Annotated in this window: 16 protein-coding genes and 1 tRNA gene; 8 read left to right on the top strand and 9 right to left on the bottom strand. The window is 60.4% G+C overall.

Going from position 1 to position 17,921, the window contains the following annotated elements:
• Window positions 1–26: 26 nt before the first annotated feature.
• Entirely contained in the window at window positions 27–608 is a 582-nt protein-coding gene (locus tag HMPREF2617_RS12315; protein WP_070840362.1) for a GNAT family N-acetyltransferase, read from the top strand.
• A gap of 79 nt (window positions 609–687) precedes the next feature.
• Window positions 688–1,104, top strand: a complete 417-nt coding sequence (locus HMPREF2617_RS12310) for a GNAT family N-acetyltransferase (protein WP_246821710.1) — start codon at window positions 688–690, stop codon at window positions 1,102–1,104.
• 193 nt (window positions 1,105–1,297) lie between these two features.
• On the opposite strand, the gene HMPREF2617_RS06595 is transcribed toward HMPREF2617_RS12310, so the two are convergent.
• Window positions 1,298–1,370, bottom strand: a tRNA-Arg gene (locus tag HMPREF2617_RS06595).
• Window positions 1,371–1,484: 114 nt separating this feature from the next.
• Between HMPREF2617_RS06595 and HMPREF2617_RS06590 the strand changes: the two genes are divergently transcribed.
• Both HMPREF2617_RS06590 and HMPREF2617_RS06585 read left to right on the top strand, forming a co-directional pair.
• Complete coding sequence (locus HMPREF2617_RS06590; protein ID WP_070614200.1) at window positions 1,485–2,186, top strand: PAQR family membrane homeostasis protein TrhA; 702 nt, start codon at window positions 1,485–1,487, stop codon at window positions 2,184–2,186.
• A 37-nt stretch (window positions 2,187–2,223) separates the two neighbouring features.
• Entirely contained in the window at window positions 2,224–3,027 is an 804-nt protein-coding gene (locus HMPREF2617_RS06585; RefSeq protein WP_070840361.1) for a DUF1906 domain-containing protein, read from the top strand.
• Window positions 3,028–3,201: 174 nt separating this feature from the next.
• On the opposite strand, the gene HMPREF2617_RS12375 is transcribed toward HMPREF2617_RS06585, so the two are convergent.
• On the bottom strand, window positions 3,202–3,324 hold the full coding sequence (locus HMPREF2617_RS12375) for a hypothetical protein (RefSeq protein WP_256365569.1): 123 nt from the start codon (window positions 3,322–3,324) through the stop codon (window positions 3,202–3,204).
• A gap of 73 nt (window positions 3,325–3,397) precedes the next feature.
• On the opposite strand from HMPREF2617_RS12375, the gene HMPREF2617_RS06580 reads away from it, so the two are divergent.
• Both HMPREF2617_RS06580 and HMPREF2617_RS06570 read left to right on the top strand, forming a co-directional pair.
• Window positions 3,398–4,612: a hypothetical protein gene (locus tag HMPREF2617_RS06580; RefSeq protein ID WP_141763024.1), complete on the top strand. Its 1,215-nt coding sequence runs from the start codon at window positions 3,398–3,400 to the stop codon at window positions 4,610–4,612.
• Window positions 4,613–4,956: 344 nt separating this feature from the next.
• Complete coding sequence (locus HMPREF2617_RS06570) at window positions 4,957–8,679, top strand: DUF4062 domain-containing protein (RefSeq protein ID WP_083323232.1); 3,723 nt, start codon at window positions 4,957–4,959, stop codon at window positions 8,677–8,679.
• A gap of 126 nt (window positions 8,680–8,805) precedes the next feature.
• Here the strand turns inward: HMPREF2617_RS06570 and HMPREF2617_RS06565 are convergent, their stop codons facing one another.
• The 5 genes from HMPREF2617_RS06565 to HMPREF2617_RS06545 form a co-directional block, all read right to left on the bottom strand.
• Complete coding sequence (locus HMPREF2617_RS06565; protein WP_070421456.1) at window positions 8,806–10,458, bottom strand: solute symporter family protein; 1,653 nt, start codon at window positions 10,456–10,458, stop codon at window positions 8,806–8,808.
• Window positions 10,459–10,461: 3 nt separating this feature from the next.
• Window positions 10,462–10,800 (bottom strand): DUF485 domain-containing protein, encoded by a 339-nt coding sequence (locus HMPREF2617_RS06560; RefSeq protein ID WP_070421457.1) that lies wholly within the window; start codon window positions 10,798–10,800, stop codon window positions 10,462–10,464.
• 227 nt (window positions 10,801–11,027) lie between these two features.
• Window positions 11,028–11,855, bottom strand: coding sequence for an aldo/keto reductase (locus HMPREF2617_RS06555; RefSeq protein WP_070840357.1), 828 nt, complete (start codon window positions 11,853–11,855; stop codon window positions 11,028–11,030).
• 9 nt (window positions 11,856–11,864) lie between these two features.
• Complete coding sequence (locus HMPREF2617_RS06550; protein WP_070451706.1) at window positions 11,865–12,224, bottom strand: FKBP-type peptidyl-prolyl cis-trans isomerase; 360 nt, start codon at window positions 12,222–12,224, stop codon at window positions 11,865–11,867.
• 110 nt (window positions 12,225–12,334) lie between these two features.
• Window positions 12,335–13,630, bottom strand: coding sequence for a citrate synthase (locus HMPREF2617_RS06545; protein ID WP_083291997.1), 1,296 nt, complete (start codon window positions 13,628–13,630; stop codon window positions 12,335–12,337).
• Window positions 13,631–13,883: 253 nt separating this feature from the next.
• Between HMPREF2617_RS06545 and sepH the strand changes: the two genes are divergently transcribed.
• Both sepH and HMPREF2617_RS06535 read left to right on the top strand, forming a co-directional pair.
• Window positions 13,884–14,798 carry a septation protein SepH gene (gene sepH / locus HMPREF2617_RS06540; RefSeq protein ID WP_070421459.1) on the top strand — a complete coding sequence of 305 codons (915 nt, stop codon included), beginning with the start codon at window positions 13,884–13,886 and terminating at the stop codon, window positions 14,796–14,798.
• A 3-nt stretch (window positions 14,799–14,801) separates the two neighbouring features.
• Window positions 14,802–15,641 (top strand): DUF6928 family protein, encoded by an 840-nt coding sequence (locus HMPREF2617_RS06535; protein WP_070840356.1) that lies wholly within the window; start codon window positions 14,802–14,804, stop codon window positions 15,639–15,641.
• Between the two features lie 14 nt (window positions 15,642–15,655).
• Here HMPREF2617_RS06535 and HMPREF2617_RS06530 read toward each other — a convergent pair whose 3' ends face one another.
• Together HMPREF2617_RS06530 and HMPREF2617_RS06525 are read right to left on the bottom strand one after the other, a co-directional pair.
• Window positions 15,656–16,456, bottom strand: a complete 801-nt coding sequence (locus HMPREF2617_RS06530) for a TrmH family RNA methyltransferase (protein WP_070840355.1) — start codon at window positions 16,454–16,456, stop codon at window positions 15,656–15,658.
• Window positions 16,457–17,902 (bottom strand): NCS2 family permease, encoded by a 1,446-nt coding sequence (locus tag HMPREF2617_RS06525; protein WP_070483728.1) that lies wholly within the window; start codon window positions 17,900–17,902, stop codon window positions 16,457–16,459.
• Between the last annotated feature and the right edge of the window lie 19 nt (window positions 17,903–17,921).

The raw sequence follows: 17,921 nt of genomic DNA, 5'->3' as shown, positions 1-17,921 counted from the left end.
ATCCAAACTATGTTAGTTTTGAGCGCATGCTGGATGTCACCAACCTTCCGATCACCTTTGAGAACACTCGCCTACGCCCTCTTTCCGAGCTGGATGCAGGCGCGTATGCAGCAGGCACAAAAGACGAAGCTGTGCGGCGCTTCGCTCACCTGCCTGAACCTGATTACACCCCCGAGTCCGTCCGACGGATGATCAGTGAGGAGGTCGCGGCAGGCCTCTCGTCCGGCACTCTGGCCGTCCTCGCGCTTGCCGACGCCGAGACCGACCGGTTCGTGGGTTCCGTGGTTCTCTTTGACGTTAGCTTCGAGGCTGCCGAGGTTGGGTTCTGGATTCATCCCGGTGTGCGAAGGGGAGGACATGCACGGCGGGGCTTGGAGCTGGCATCACGCTTCGCGCGCAACAGTGGACTTAGAACCTTGACGGCACGCACACTTCCGGAAAACAAGGCCTCCCAGCGCTGCTTGACGTCGGCGGGATTCCGCGAGACCGGACGAGACATAGGGACCACGCCTGCAGGGCAGCGCGAGGAATTGTTCCACTACCAGCGCGATCTCGTGCCTGCATCCAAGGCCGTTGGTGACAGAACGACTTCGACTCCGTCTGCATGAGACAGACGATGCTGCATGACTTCACGAGCTCTACTCGCAACCTGACGTTGCTCGTTTCCTGTTGGACGAGCCATGGACTGTGGAAGCTGCCCGTGACAAGCTCGCGGAGCGGCTATCAAAAACTGACCTCGATGGTGAGGCTGCTGCACTTGCACTAGTCATCGAGTATGACGGCACACCCATTCGAGACGTCGCACTGTGGCTTACAGATAAGGAGCACCGTCAGGGCGAGATCGGGTGGGTTTTGAACCCGGCACACGGTGGGCAAGGATTCGCAAGCGAAGCCGTTCGCGCGGTACTTGCCCTCGGGTTTGACCATTACCATCTCCACCGTATTACCGCGCAGATGGATGTCCGTAACAGTGCCTCCGCAGCACTTGCTAACCGCGTTGGACTCCGGCTCGAAGCCCATCACATCCAAGACTGGTTCAGCAAGGGCGAATGGACCGACACTCTCATCTACGCGCGACTCGCCTCCGAGAATGTGGGCCAATGAATAGGGCTGATCTAAAGGGGGGCTAGAGAGGATTAATGAACAGCGATTTTTAGCAGCATTTCTGCCCGAACGTCCCTGGTGCCGGTCCCTGCACAATACAAAATGCCTCACCCATTTTTACAGGTAGAGGCGTTTTGCTCATTCCAAGGGGTTGTTCGAACAATCAAACCAGATTCTTCGAAACCCCCATTTGCGCCCCAGAGAGGAATCGAACCTCCGACACCGGCTTTAGGAGAGCCGTGCTCTATCCACTGAGCTACTAGGGCAATGGGGCTTAGGTTACCGCAGCGGTTTTCGTTCGCGGAATCGGCTGGGCTACCCACATAAGTTACCAAGTAGTAACATAGCGTCACTGTTCCTCCACCCCCAGTGAGGTCACTATGACGATCCTTCAAGAAGGCCAGGTCCAGCGCTCCTACATCATGGCGGACCGCGGCCCGCGCCCCCTGATTCGCGGCTGGGCCCACTTCGTGGCGGCCGCAGCCTTCGCGCTGGCCTCCACCGTGCTGATCACCTACGGGTGGATGACCCTGCCGGCGCTCCACGCCGCCGGGGTTACCGTCTACGGCGTCGGGGTCGTACTGCTGTTTGGGGTCTCCGCGATGTACCACCTCTACCCGTGGCGCTCCCCGTCCACGGTGCAGTGGTGGCGCCGCGCCGACCACGCGACCATCTCCATCTTCATCGCCGCGACCTACACCCCACTGTGCCTGATCGTGTTCGAGCCGCGAACCGCCGCGACCATCCTCGTCGTGTCCTGGATCGGCGGCCTGGGTGGTGCCGCGCTCAACCTGGTGTGGATCAATCACCCGCGATGGCTGGACGTTGTGGTGTACGTGGGGCTCGGCTGGGTGATCGTGCCGCTGATCCCCACCCTGTGGGCCAGCGCAGGGCCGGCGGTGGTGTGGCTCCTATTCGCGGGAGGCGTGCTCTACACGGTTGGCGCCATCGTGTACGGGGCCCGCTGGCCGGGGCGCGAGGCGCGCTACTACGGCTACCACGAACACTTCCACACTGCGACGATCGTGGCGGCCGTGTGTCACCTCGTCGCCATCTGGATCGTGGCCACGCAGGCAAACTAAGGTGCACAAGAGGCAAAACGAGACTAATGTTACGCAAGTGACTACTTTTGATCGCCGCTCGTTCCTGAAGTCTGCGGGCGCACTCGCGGCAACCACCGCCGCCGCCGGCGCCGCAGCCACCGCCCTCTCCCCTGCCGCACAGGCTCAGCAGCGCCGCGTGCTCGGCACCGTGATCGACTACTCCGCCGCCGTCCCATCCGCCCGCGCCGTGAAAGCCGCCGGCCACATCGGCGCCGTGCGCTACGTATCCCAGCCCCGCCCCGACGCACTCTGGATGCGCGGCAAGCCCGTCACCCTCGACGAAACCCAGGACTACAAGGCCAACGGCCTGTCGGTGGCGTCGGTCTACCAGTTCGGCCGCGCCGACACCGCCGACTGGCTCCAGGGTCCGCTCGGCGCTGCCAAGCACGCACCCCAGGCCATCGCCCTGCACCGCGCCGCAGGCGGCCCGACCGGGCGCCCGATCTATGTGGCTATCGACGACAACCCGACGCTCGCCCAGTTCAACAAATTCATCAACCCATACCTTTCCGCCATGGGCGCTGCACTCAGCGCCGCCGGCTACCAGTTGGGTGTGTACGGCAACTTCTACACCATCGCCTGGTGCCTGGAGGATGGCATCGGTAGCTACTTCTGGCAGCACGACTGGGGCTCGCGCGGCAACATCCACCCGCGCGCCAACATCCACCAGGTCGCCGGACGCCAGACATACATCCAGGGCATCCAGGTGGACATCAACGACGTCTACACCGCCGATTGGGGCCAGTGGAGCCCCGGCCAGAGCGATTCCCTGTTCCAGATGAGCAGCCTGCTGTCATCGAATGGGCTGTTGGGCCGGTAGGTCGTCGATAAGCACTTAGGCTCAATGCTTCTTCCGGAAGCGAAACTTTTATCCTGACACTATGCGGCTCGATTCAAATCGTCTGGTCATCGCATTGTCTGCCACTGCGATTGGCCTCTACAACTGCGGCGTCACGCTTTCGGAGTCTCATAACGCGTCCGTCGTCTCGCTCATCTACGCGAGCATCGCGCCTTTTGCCGCCTCGTATGCGCCAGCGCCTGGCCAGCCGGCATCACCAACGACCTGGATGACGATAGGTTTAATCCTCTCACTCCTCGTCACCTTCGGAGCAGTCATTTCTGCCCTACTAGGAATATCGCGTATCGGGTGGGCGAGAGCAACGAGCAAGCGCCGCCGAGGAGGTCCAGTGGTGATCGGCTCCTCCGAGGAAGCGAACAGCATCGTCCGCTCAGTCCTTGACCAAGAAAGGGAGCTCCCCGTTCATATCTTGGAGAAGGGAAACCCAACCGCCAAAGGCACGCTTGGCTTAGGGTACAAACAGCATCTGAGCGATGATCGGCTCGTTGCTCAAACTGTCAAACATGCTTCCCACGTGATCATCGCTGCCGAAAATGACATCGAAACAGCTCGCCTGAGTTCTGAGGCGCAGGACCTCCGTCACGCACAATGCGGTGAGGCGGTATCAATATTCCAGCTTCTCCGGTCCCCCGAGTTAGCAACCTCAGCACGCTTTACCCACATCGCTCAACGACGACCTGTTGAAGCATTTCATCCAGCCGACCTCACAGTTCGCGCAATCACAGACAAAATACTCCACCTGCTGACCACACTCGATGCTCACACTGTTGAGGTCAAGCAATGCGGCCCGGGAGATGAAAAGCGTGAGTTGGACGCGTGGATTCACAATTACAACCGGTTCGCTAACGAGCTGGAAGTTCAACAGATTGTGAGCCCTCAGGTAGAGGGCCTGGCAGATATGGTTGTCCTCGTCGGCGATCCAGTCCACGTCGCTGCTCAGATCCCCTCCCTCAGGAAACGTCGAGCGATTATTGCGGTGACTGACCACATACTGCAGGGTCTTGTCTGGAACGATGCCGAAGCCGGAACAGTTCTGGAAGTTATTGACCCACAAAAGGTTGGGTTGAGCATCGACGCCATCCGCGATTCCGCCTTCTCCGTCTGGGGCTGGGCATTCGACATCGCCTACACGTCGCTTTATGGCCCGCCATCCCCATCGCAGAAGCTTTCTCACGACGACATCCTGAAGGCACGACAAACTTCTGAAGCAGCCGCTCGGTACATGGTTAAAAACCTACGCCTACACGGTTTTCAGCTTATGAAGGACGGCTACGGGTGGGAAGAGCATCCCTCGGAACAGGAGATCACCTCGATGGCGGAAGCCGAGCACAATGATTGGATGCTCAAGCGCACATGGATTGATAGCAACGGAACCGAGCGTCGAGCATCCTATGACTACAGCAAGGAACCTCCTGCTCGGAAACCCTCATACAAACCGTTTGCAGAGCTCGACTCGCACACCCAGGATTACAACCACAAGATCGTGAAAGTTGTGTACCCCGCCCTGGCGGGGATGTTCGGTTACGGCATTTCTAGGATCTCGTAGGCCTCGGAAAACTCCGCATCTGGCACTGGCCAACACTCTCCTGTTACGCCACGGACCACCCAATCACCTGCGTGTGCGTGAGCCTCTCCCTCCAGCGTGGGGATCGTAGCGTCCTCGCTGAGTCGGCGGGCTTGGACTCTCCCCGTTTTCTTGTACTCCCCCGGCGCGACTTGGCTGTATGACTTGTCGAAAACCTCAGACGCAACTGTCCATGTTCGTGTCCCGTCAGTGACCTCCCAGTCCCCCGCCTTTGCGTGAAGGACGCTGCCAGTGGAAGTCCGCCACTGCGCGTCTTTGTCCAAGCGTCGGGCCCTAACCTTGCGGATCGGTTTATACCATGCAGCATGCGCGAGATGCTGGTCAAGGCGCTCTTGGGACCATTTTTTCATGCAGGCGATATTAGCGGGTTGAGCGAAAACCAAGCGGTCGTCGGCCTCCTAATATGCTCCGGTTGGCGCATAATGAGTGTTCAAACACTGACTGCGCTAAGGGGCCTCATGCTCAACATTCCTGTTTTTGTGTCATCGACCTTTCGCGATTTCCATACGGAACGTGACATTCTCAATGGTCCCGTAAGTGACCGGCTCAACGAATCTTTGCGCCGATTCGGCGCAAAGATGCACTTTATTGACCTGCGCTGGGGAGTCGACACCAACGACATGGATGAAGAAGCGGCTGGGCGCAAGGTATTAGACGTATGCCTTGACGAAGTCGATCGCGCGGCCCCGCTCTTCCTCGGGCTCATCGGAGACCGCTACGGTTGGATTTCAGACGACAAGTCTCTCCTCGAATGGACGGCACAGCGCGTTGGACTCGACCCCGAGAGGTCTCGCGAGTGTTCTATCACCGAGTTGGAATTCGCCAAAGCTGGTCTTTGGGACGCAGATGATACAACCACACCGTTCATCCTTTTCCGGCAGGTCGAAGGCACCTCACCGCACGGCTGGGCCGACTCAGACCCAACCCGAATTTCTGACTTCAAAGACGAGGTATCTCAACGATGGGGCAATGCGGAGACGGTGAAACGCTACTCCGTTGCCTTCGACCAGAATGGTCAGTGGCCCACTGCTTCAATGCAGCACTTCGAGGATCTTGCGGTCAGTCTGCTTGAACCGCTGCTTCTGGAGCGAGCCCGCAGCATCCCGCGCGACGGTACCGCGGAGGAGGTCCTGTTTCGAGGTTCCCGCACTCGTAATTTTGGGTCAGAGGAACTGCTCAAATCGATCGATTTTTTCCTCCGCATCGATTCGCCTGTCGTGGTTTATGGCGAGTCGGGCGCGGGTAAGTCCTCTCTTTTGTTGGCACTCGAGAAGTATTTGGCGGCCTCCGGAGAATCTATATCCGGCAAGTTGCCCATCACCGTCATTATGGGGCTGGACGACCGCATTTGGACTGGGGACGAGCTCGCATTCGAGATTACGCGATGCATAAACGCAACCTTGGGCCTGTCGCTTTTCGACGATTGGCGGGGCTCTCCTGAAACCTGGCGCTCTCGCTGGAGACAAGAGATGGAAAAGGTTGTAGCTGAGTATCCTGATCTGCTTTTCATCGTCGACGGTTTAGACCAGCTTGCGGATGGCGCCGGCGGATTCTGGCCAGTGGAATGGCTCTCGTCTCGCACCGCGTTGGCTGTATCTTCTTCCTCGCGCTCGGACGTCACTCTGTTGAAGAACTCCGATTTCAAAGAAGTCTTGGTTGGGCCAGTGCCAGCCAACATTGCGCGAGAATTCGTAGAGGACTGGGAGCGCAGAATTAGGCGCGAGATCGGAGGCGGCGCTCGCCAGATCATCGCGTCCAAACAACGCCTACCTCTTTGGATAGAACTTGCGCTGGATCTACTTCTCGATATCGATGGTGATGATTTCAAGTCCATCGAGGATGAACCTGATCAAGCCAGCGCAATCCAAAACATGCTTGCAGACCGCGCGTGGCTCATCCCCGATGACCTGCCAAGCGCTGCCCACCACTTTTTGGAAACCTCCATCGCATCTACTGATCGTGCCCTCGCCCGCGCTGCAGTAGGTCTCTTGGGTACCTCTAGGATCGGGCTTTCGCAAGAACAAACCGCCAACGCGCTGCGCGACGCTGGCTTCACAACAAATACTGAGATCTCGGTTGCCCGGCTCTTCCGTTCTTTGTCGAATCAACTAACTCCAAATGGGCCGGAGAAGCGGATGCGCTTTACGCACCGAGTATTTAGCGAGGCCGCGGAGAGTTTTGGTTCACCGCTCACGCATTCCCTGCTCATGCGCATTTATGAATCCGATTTGCGTAACAGTGTTGAGACCACTCCAAAGTATGCGGCGCTCGAAAGCGAGGATTATTACGACATTGAGCATCAGTGGAAGAACCAGCGCAAACTCGCGGAGGCGTTCCTGTTCCACCTCTTTTCATCGCCTGCTCCCAAGGGTCCTCAAAATCTAGAGAGCATTCCGTTGGCGCTCGACTGCCTTCCGCAAACCACGGTGTACGACGCAGCAATTGTGACCAACTTGCTTCACTTGCCCTATGCAATCGAACACCTTCAGCATCTGCGTACGGCCGGTGCATCATTCGAAGCGCTGCGAACGCTCTTAGCGGCTGCTGATCTTTCCCCTGACCCACAAGTACAAACAAGTGTGGCCTCAATTTGTTTTGAGGTATTGAACGATTTCCCTGTCACGGCGAAAACGGTTTTATTGCGCTGCCAAGCTCTCACTATTGCCGCTTCACACACCGAAGATGCGGAAGAAGCTCGCCTACTGCTGTACCTGGCGTTTAAGAATATCGACCCCCTGTACGACGCCGAGCCAAATCGTGTTTTACCTGCTGTTTTCTACTCTCGAGCCCAACGTGAGATGGCACTTCTGGATGCAAAGGCGGGAGACACAAAATCAGCCCTCGAACTGCTATTTAGCTGCCAAGACATGCTTGTTCCTGCGCTCCAAGCCAAGGATCCTAGAGCCATCGAAGAAGCGATACGCGTGCTCATTCAGATCGCAAATATCCATGGGTCTACAAACAATGGGCTTGTGATCCCCACCTTGGATGAAGCCATGGAGATCGCTGCCATCCTGATTGACGGCGGCGACGGGCCAGCTGTTTCCTTCGCATTGGCTGCGGAAGCCACGGCGATAAGAGCACAGTTTGTCCGGAAGCTTTTCCCGAATATGGCCCCACCGGTGGAGCTGCTCGAGGATGCTGTCGACGAATTCATCGTCGCAACGCAAAAAGTTCCCTTCGGCGGCAAATACGCAACCGACGTACTTCGGACCAGCATCGAACTAGCGAATATTTACATCGAGATGCAAAAAGAAATGGACGCTTTCCTACGGCTTCGCGCTTCGGTGGTGGCGCTTGTCCCCTTCCTCAACTCCGCCCCGCCGACCGGCTGGAACGAGTTGGCTAAGGTATTTGCTCTTCTTCTTGAGCTCTGTGAGAGCGCCCATTCAAGGGAGGTTCGCGTCGGGGCAGCAAGGTTTGTTCGCGTCCATACTTCTCGAGTACTTGCGGAAGCATCAAGCGTTAACCTGCCTGAGGCGTTCGCCATTGCAAATGCTGCGCATCACGCACTGCTGATCGGTCTCTCCCAAGCCGAAAACCTAGAAGCAAGGCTCCGCTTCATGGAGGCACTTACCGATATTGCAAAGTGGATCGCACAAACACACCCCGACGCTCAATGCCAGCTCAACTACAGCTACTCGTTGAGGAAGCTCTACGAGCACTACGCACGTGTTGGCCGTCATGAAAAAGCCAGGGCAACCCTTGATACCGTGCGCAAACGGGACATAGGTTTGGCCGAGCTTCCGGAGGATGGGCAGGCGCTTTCTCAAACGTCGCAGGTGTTGACCCAGTACTGCACCGCGCTCGTGTCAGAGTATGACAGTCCCGATGCGACGGTACCGCGCTTTGCCCATACGGTTGTGCTTGCAGCACCACTGATCCTTCGTGGGGTTCCTGATTCTCTCCGCCAGGAGTTTGCTTCCGCCGTACACGATTCTTGTGTCACCCTGCTGCAAACTGACAGCGGTACACCCGAGCAGCGCAGCATGTGGGAAGCGATGAAGGAAATCGCAGAGCAGATGTAGTCATCGCGGTACTTCCCGGCATTCCTCAGTGCACGCAAGCTTGAGTTGCGCGGCTGGCTAAAACAAAGCAAACGCAAAAACGGGCTCAGCATCACACTGAGCCCGTTTCTTGTTATTCAGCCAGGATTAGTGGTCGACCGGAGCCTCCACACCAACACCGGTGAGGGAACGAACCTCCATTTCGGCCTGAAGTTCGTCGAAGTTGTCCGGCTTGCCCAGGAAGGTGCCGATAAGGCCACCCAGGAAGCCGAGCGGGATGGACACGAGGCCCGGGCTGGTCAGCGGGAAGATGGACCAGTCGGCGTCCGGGAACATCGCGGTCGGGCTGCCAGAGACCGCCGGCGACAGGGCGATCAGCACCAGCGCGGAGATCAGGCCGGTGTAGATCGACGCAACCGCGCCGGTGGTGTTGAAGCGCTTCCAGTACAGGGAGTACAGGATGGTCGGCAGGTTCGCGGATGCCGCGATCGCGAACGCGAGGGACACCAGGAAGGCCACGTTCTGCTGCATCGCCAGGATACCCAGGACGATGGAGACGATGCCGAGCACCACCACGGTGATGCGGGAGACGCGGACCTGCTCATCCTCGGTGGCCTGGCCGTCGCGAAGCACTGCGTTGTACACGTCGTGTGCGATAGATGCGGAGGCGGTAATCGCCAGGCCTGCCACCACGGCAAGCACCGTTGCGAAGGCAACCGCGGAGATCAGCGCCATGAAGATGGAGCCACCGAGCTCGAATGCAAGCAGCGGTGCCGCGGCGTTCGCGCCACCAGGTGCGGCAAGGATGCGGTCCGGGCCGACGAATGCTGCAGCAGCGTAGCCGAGCACCAGGGTCAGCAGGTAGAACGAACCGATGAGAACGATTGCCCAGGTCACGGACTTGCGGGCTTCCTTGGCCGTCGGCACCGTGTAGAAGCGCATGAGCACGTGCGGCAAACCCGCGGTACCAAGCACCAGGGAAAGGCCCAGCGACAGGAAGTCGAGCTTCGAGGTGGTGGTCGCACCGTACTTCAGGCCCGGCTTGAGGAGATCCTCGGCCTGGTAGCCCTTCTCCGCGATGTACTGGGACGCGGCGTGGGTGTCGATCGCCTGGTTGAGCACCGCATTCATGCCACCCTTGGCCATGATGAAGGCGAGGATCGACATGATCAGCACGCCGGCGATGAGCAGCACGGCCTTGATCATCTGCACGTAGGTGGTGCCCTTCATGCCGCCGATGAGGACGTAGGCGATCATGATCACGCCGACGATGGCAACACAGATTGCCTGTGCGGCGAAGGAGTGCAGGTCCAGCAGCACGGACACCAGCGAGCCGGCGCCGGCCATCTGTGCGATGAGGTAGAACAGCGACACGAACAGGGTGCCGAAAGCTGCGGCCACACGCACCGGCTTCTGGCGGAGGCGGAACGACAGCACGTCCGCCATGGTGAAGCGGCCGACGTTTCGCAGCGGCTCGGCGACCAGCAGCAGGGCGACCAGCCATGCGACGAAGAAGCCGATGGAGTAAAGGAAGCCGTCGTAACCGCTCAGCGCGATGGAGCCGACGATGCCCAGGAAGGACGCGGCGGACAGGTAGTCGCCGGCGATGGCGAGGCCGTTCTGGGTGCCGCTGAAGGATGCGCCGCCGGTGTAGAAGTCGGCGGATTCGCTGGTGGTTTTGCCAGCGCGGGTCACAATGAAGAGGGTGACCACGATGAACGCGCCGAAGATGGCGATGTTCAGCAGAGGGTTGCCGGTGGCGGTGCTTTCAGCCGCTGTGGCGTTGATGTACGTCTGCATGGCTTAGCCCTCCATTTCCTGGCGAATGTGCGCTGCACGGGGTTCGATGTTCTTGTTTGCCCACTTCACGTAGACCCAGGTGATCAGGAATGTGGTCAAGAACTGTGCAAGTCCGAGCCACAGTCCAAGGTTGAGGCCTAGGAAGGGCCGCGCCATGACATCGGGCGCGAAGGTAGCAAAGACGACATAGAAGACGTACCAGAGGAACGCCGCAATCATCACCGGGAAGGTGAAGCCACGGAATGTTCCACGCAGATCTTGGAATTCGGGGCTCTGTTGCATTGCCACAAACTCGTCTGGCGTGGGCTCGCGGCGCTGCGGGACAGCGGGGGAACCTGTCATTGCCTCGATCCTTTCTTGTTCACGGGATTGGGTCTTGCCTTGCCGACAATTCGCGATTCTCGACTCAACAATGTGGAGTGTAACGTATCACACACTCACGGAGAGTTGTTTAAATCCTCTCACCCCTACCCCTACCCCCGAAAAGTCACGCTTTTCGTTGCGACGAGAAAAGCCCGCCCGGCCGCTTCCACGGCCGAACGGGCTCAAATCCACTCCCAGGAAAACCTTTATCCCGGGAACGTCAGGGGATCCCCTGACATACGCTCCCCTTGCACCGCATCGAGGGTGGCAACATCTTCGTCGGTGAGCTTCACATTTACCGCGCCGAGATTTTCGACGAGGCGCTGCGGGTTCTTCGTCTTCGGCACCACAGAGCAGCCAAGCTTCATCAGGTATGCCAAGCACACCTGCGCAGGTGTGGCCTCATGGGCATCCGCGACGGCCCGGATGGCCGGGTCGTCAAAATTCTTGCCGCGAGCAATCGGCGCCCACGCCTCGGTGAGAATGTTGTGCTCCTCGTGGTAGGCACGCAGCTCTGACTGGGTGAAACCAGCGTGCAGCTCCACCTGGTTCAGCACCGGCGTGATGCCGGTGGCGTTAATGATGTCGTCGAGAGCCTCCGGGTAGAAGTTGGCGACACCAACCGACTGGAGCCGACCCATACCCTGCAGTTCAGCGAGCTGCTCAAACGCCTTGACGTACGTGCCGTTCTGCGGCCAGGGCCAGTGCACGAGATAGAGGTCGATGAACTCCAGGCCGAGGCGCTCGAGAGACTCGTTGTACGCCTCAAGGGCACGCTCCTGGTCGTCGTTCCACAGCTTGGTGGTGATGAACAGTTCCTCGCGCGTGACATCCCCCGCCTTGATCGCACCGTTGACGGCCTTACCTACCTCCACCTCGTTGCCGTAGAGCGACGCGGTGTCGATGTGGCGGTAGCCCAATTCGATAGCGGTGCGCACGGTCCGCTCCACGTCCTCGCCCTGGAGCTTGTAGGTGCCCAGGCCAAGCAGCGGGAGATCGTAGCCGTCGTTGAGCGTAGTTACCGGGATTCGCATGCGCTTCCCCTAACGGGCGTCGAGCAGGTCGATAATGAAGATCAGGGTGCGGCCAGAAAGCGGATGGCCGCCACCTGCCGGGCCGTATGCCTTCTCCGGCGGGATGGTGAGCTGACGGCGGCCGCCAACCTTCATGCCCGGGATGCCTTCCTGCCAGCCTGCGATGAGGCCCGCGAGCGGGAACTCGGCTGCTTCTCCGCGGTCCCAGGAAGAGTCGAACTCTTCGCCGGTTTCGTAATCGACACCCAAGTAGTGGACTTTGACGAAGCCGCCAGCCACCGCTTCTTCGCCCTCGCCGACGGTGATGTCCTGGATAACCAGATCAGCTGGTGCCGGCCCCTCGGGGGCTTCAATGAATGGCTTTTCCATTTCCATGAGTGAGAATCTCCTTGAGGTTTGTGCGGTCGGCATTAAAAAACCGCCGGGAACTTCCCCCGCGAATTATAGGGGACGTGTTCCTCGGCGGTTGAAACGTTTGGTTAGCGCTGGTCGCGCGGGACGAAGTCGCGCTTCTGGTAACCGGTGTAGATCTGACGCGGGCGGTTGATCTTGGTGTTCATTTCAAGCTGCTCGCGGTACTGTGCGATCCAGCCCGGCAGGCGGCCGATGGCGAACAGGACGGTGAAGAAGTCCGTCGGGAAGCCCATGGCGCGGTAGATCAGGCCGGTGTAGAAGTCGACGTTCGGGTAGAGCTTGCGCTGGATGAAGTACTCGTCGTTCAGCGCGATCTCCTCAAGCTTCATCGCCAGGTCGAGCAGTTCGTCGCCACCCAGGTGCTCGAGCACCTCGTGTGCGGTGTCCTTGACGATAGCCGCGCGCGGGTCGTAGTTCTTGTACACGCGGTGGCCGAAGCCCATGAGGCGGACGCCCTTTTCCTTGTTCTTCACGCGGTTCATGAAGTCGGTTGCGTCGCCACCGTGGTTGTTCTTGATGTCCTCGAGCATCTCGAGCACCGCCTGGTTTGCGCCGCCGTGCAGCGGGCCGGCCAGGGCGTTAATGCCGCCTGCGATGGAGACGAACATGTTCGCCTGTGCCGAGGCGATCATGCGCACCGTGGAGGTGGAGCAGTTCTGCTCGTGGTCGGCGTGCAGGATGAGGAGCTTGTCCAGGGCCTTCGTCAGGACCGGATCGACGTGGTAGTCCTCGGTCGGGTAGCCGAACATCATGCGCATGAAGTTCTCGCGCGGGTTGAGGGAGTTGTCCGGGTACATGTACGGCTTACCGCGGGATGCGCGGTAGGCGTATGCAGCCAGCATCGGCACCTTGGCCATGAGGCGCACGGTTGCCTTGTCCAGCTGCTCTTCGTCGAGCGGGTTGAGCTGGTCCTGGTAGTAGGCGGAGAGAATGTTGACCGAGGAGGCAAGGACGGCCATCGGGTGCGCGTTGCGCGGGAAGATGTTGAACGCGGCCTTGAAGTCTTCGTCGAGCAGCGTGTGGTGGCGCAGGTCGGAGTTGAAGTTGTCCAGCTGGTCGGTGGTCGGCAGCTCGCCGTTGATCAGCAGGTAGGACACCTCGTTGAAGGTGGCGTTTTCTGCCAGGTCTGCGATGTCGTAGCCGCGGTAGCGCAGGATGCCCTCTGCACCGTCGATGTAGGTGATCTTGGACTCGGTGGAGCCGGTGGAGACGTAGCCCGGGTCGAAGGTGACCAGGCCAGTTTCACCGAGGAGGTTCCCTAGCACGACACCGTCATTGCCTTCGGTGGCGCGCATGATGTCCATTTCATACTCGCCGCCCGGGTAGTGGAGTACGGCCTTGTCCTTGTTCTCAGTAGCCACTGGTTTCCCTTTCCTACGTTGGGTGTTGCTCTCGTTTTTCGGGCAACCTTTTTACGTAACGCACTCTAGCAAATATTGTGATGCGTCCGACAATGCTGCGATTGTCCTGGATGTACCACATATTTTTATGGCGTCATTGGTCGTATTGGGATGGTATCGCTTTGCGCCGTCGGGTGTCTTGGGGCTGGTTGCCTGATGTGGGCACGTGCGTCCGATAGGCTTAGTTTTCGTATTGCCAGGCGGAAGGAGTCCTATGCGCGAGCTTGTTTTCTTGGAAGACGAGTCGACGGAGACGTTTTTTGTGCTCCGCGACGAGGAGGGTGTGCGCTATCAGCTTGCCCGTGAGGAGCTTGCGCCGTTGCTTATCGACGACTCCCCCGCCCCGGAAGAACCAGCCACCGATACCGAGGTGACTGAGGAAGAGCAGCCGGCGCAACCGGTGGCACCCGCCCCGGAGCCGCGCCCACTGCCGGAGCCGGATCCGCTCTACGCCACCCCGTTGTCGATGCGTCCGAACGAGATCCAGGCACGCATCCGCGCCGGCGCGACCGCCGCGGAGTTGGCAGAAGAGATGGGTGTGGCCGAAAGCCGCCTCGAGTCCTATGCCCACCCGGTGTTGCTTGAGCGCGCCCAGGTTGCGGAGGCTGCGAAGCAGTCCCATCCGGTGCGCGAGGATGGCCCGGCGAAGCAGACGTTGTTGGAGATCCTGGCTACCTCCTTTGCTGCCCGTGGTCACTCGATTTCGGATGCGGAGTGGGATGCCACCCGCGAGCAGGGCGACACCTGGGTTGTGCGCGTTACCTGGCAGGCGGGCCTGACGGAGAATGAGGCCTTGTGGTCGTTTAAGCGCTCCATGGGCGCCGCGGCCCAGACTGAGGCGCGCAACGCTATGGCTGCGGATCTGACCGATCCGGATTTCGCCCAGCCGGTGCGCTCGCTGTCTGCGGTGCGTTCCTTGCACGGCGAGCAGGATGAGGCTGCGCCGGCCGCGCCCGTCGAGATCCTTCAGGATGTACCCGCCGAGGAGGGCGAGGTGCTCGAGGGTGATTTCCTGCGCCACCCGGATGAGGAGGAGCAGCCGCAGAAGCGTCGCCGCAAGTCGGTGACGCCCCACTGGGAGGACGTGCTGCTCGGCGTACGGACCAACACGAAGCGTCCGAAGCGGTAAGCCATGAGTTTCAACGCCGTTGTCACGTTGTGGTTTGTCAACACTGCTGAACCTGCGGAGGTGTTGCGTTGCGAGCCGAAGGCCGACCGCGGGTTTGGCCGAAAGCTGCTGGCTCAGGTGAATCCGGCGTGGCCAATCACGCCGATTGGGTCGTTTCCGTTGAACCGCTCGTCGGTGCCTGGCCGCGACGAGTTTTATATTGCGGGCTTCCCGGGGATTTCGGTGGTGCGCATGCGTGTGGACGTCACCGAGTTGTCCTCCCCTACCCAATGGCACACCGCGCTTCCCGCAGCGGACGTGTTCGTTATCGCGCTGGGTACGGATAGCGACTTTGGCGGCTTCGCCCACTTCAATGGCGAGAAGGTGTCGCGCAGTTTCTGCGCCACCCGCACCAGTGTTATCGAAGACATCGGCCTACCCGAGCCGTTTGAGGCCCCCTACTGGGCGGGCGAGAAGGCGGAACAAGCAGGCGGGATCGCGCTGCCGTTTGAGCCGAAGGACCTTGCGCTTGCCGCCGAGGAAGCCTGGCTGGGTGCGGAGATCGGCCAGAACGGCCCGGACATCAACGTGGTGGGCTATGCCGTTGACGGCCGGCCTGAGCCGAAGATTGAGGAGCCGAAGCCGGCCACCAAGTCGGTCAACGAGGTCGCAGCGAAGTTCGCGGAGCGCGATAAAGTTTACGACGACTACGAGGCCGAACAGGAAAAGCAAGAGGGCGACGAGTTTGCCGAGTTGGCGGACGCGTCCGTCGCCGCCGCGAAGCGCATCGGCCGGGGTGTGCGCCGCCGTGCGGTGCAGTGGGCGTCTGCGCTGAAGGAGCGCATCCGCCACATCGACCGCTAACCGGGCTAGCCCGGTTAGCGCATGCGCTCGTAGAACGCGATCGCGGCCGAGGTGGCCACGTTCAGCGAATCGGTGCCCGGCGCCATCGGAATCTTGGCGCGCACGTCGGTGGCGCGCATGGCGTGCGGGGTTAGCCCCGGGCCTTCCCCACCAACAAGGAAGGCAACTTTGTCGTGGCCCTGGATGGCTTCTTTAAGTTCGACAGCGTCGTCGGCTGGGGTCAGTGAGATGAGCCACCAGCCGTCGTCGTGAAGTTCCGCGAGTGAGCGCTGCCAGGTCGTCGGGGTGCCATCAAGGTGTGCGAACGGGGTGCGCAGCACGTGCCCCATGGACACGCGCACACTGCGCCGGTAGAGCGGGTCAGCGGTCGCCGCCCCGAAAAGCACGCCGTCGACCCCCATGCCGGCGGCGTTGCGGAAGATGGACCCGATGTTTTCGTGGTCGCCGACCCCTTCCAGGATCACCAAGGTGCGCGCCCCTTCGAGCACCTCGGAAACGGTGAGCGGCTCCGGCTTATCGGCGGAGACCAACAGGCCGCGGTGCATGTCGTATCCGGCAACCTCCCCCATGATCTGGCGGGTGATCTCGTACACCGGGATGCCGCGGCGCGACAACTCCTCGCCGTAGTCGGCCATGAACGACTCAAGCCGTCCCCCGAAGCCGAACACGGCGCGCACCGGAAAGCGCGACTCGACCAGCCGGCCAGCCACCAGCGGCCCCTCGGCGAAGACAAGGTTTTTCTCCTTGTCGGAGTGCTTCAGGTCGCGGATGTCGTCGAGACGGGGGTCGAGGGGGTCGTCGATACGCAATTGCATTTAGCTAATCGCTGCCATGATCGGGCCCTGCGCGAAGTACACGACGAACAGGGCGGAGATGAGCCACATGATCCAGTGGATGTCCTTCGCCTTGCCGGCGAACAGGGACAGCAGCGCAAACGAGATGAAGCCGACGCCGATGCCGTTGGCGATGGAGTAGGTCAGCGGCATGGTGACGATGGTCAAGAATGCCGGCAGCGCGACCGAGAAGTCGTTCCACTTGATCTGGCCGACCTGCATCATCATGAGCGCACCGACGACAACGAGTACCGGTGCCGCGGCCTCGATGGGCACGACCTCGTAGAGCGGGGTGAAGAACATTGCGAGCAGGAACAGCACACCGGTGACCACGTTGGCCAGGCCGGTACGAGCGCCGTCGGCGATACCTGCCGAGGAGTCCACGAACACCGTGTTCGACGACGCCGACGCGCCACCACCCACGACTGCGCCGAAGCCTTCGACGACGAGGGCACGCTTCATGTCGGGCAGGACGCCGTCCTCAGCGGCGAGGCCAGCCTGGCGGCCAAGCGCCGTCATGGTACCCATGGCGTCGAAGAAGTTCGCCAGCACCAGGGTGAACACCAGCAGGGATGCGGAAATGACGCCGATGTTGATAAACGCACCAAACAGGTCGATGTTGCCCACGATGGACAGATCCGGGATGCCGCCGAAGGAATCCGGCAGCTCCGGCACGGCCAAGCTCCACCCCTGCGGGTTGTCTGCGGACGAGCCGGAACCCGTGATCGCCTCCACAATCATGGCAACAATCGTGGTCAGGATGATGCCGATGAACAGGCCACCACGCACGTTGCGCACAACCATGAAGCCACAGATGAACAGGCCGATGATGAACACGAAGGTCGGCCAGGATGCGATCGAGCCGCCGGTGCCCAGCTGGACCGGAACGGTAGTCATGGCGGCATCCGGGATGCGGCGGACAAAGCCGGCATCTACAAGGCCGATGGTGGCGATGAACATGCCGATACCGACACTCATAGCCACCTTCATCGAATCCGGAATAGCGTTAAACACGGCGGTGCGGAAACCGGAGATGGCCAGCAGCACGATAATGATGCCGTCGATAACCACCAGGCCCATCGCTTCCGCCCAGGTCAGACCCTGCTGGCCCACCATGGTCACGGCGACGAGCGTGTTAATACCCAAGCCGGCGGCGATGCCGAAGGGGTACTTGGCAACCAGGCCGAACAAGATACACATCACGCCCGCAGCCAAGGCGGTGGCGGCCGCTACCTGCGGGATGCCCAGCACGGTGCCCTCGCGGTCGGGGCTGGTGCCGATGATCAGCGGGTTGAGTAGCACGATGTATGCCATCGCGAAGAAGGTCACTACCCCGGCACGCACTTCGGTGCCCACCGTGGATCCGCGCTCTGTGATGTGGAAGAAGGCGTCCAGCCCGCCGCGCGGCTGCGGCTGGTCCTTATTCATTTTTGCTCCCGTGGTCGTA

The organism is Corynebacterium sp. HMSC070H05 (assembly GCF_001837615.1).
GTDB lineage: Bacteria > Actinomycetota > Actinomycetes > Mycobacteriales > Mycobacteriaceae > Corynebacterium > Corynebacterium coyleae.
This window is presented reverse-complemented; position numbering and strand designations above follow the sequence as displayed.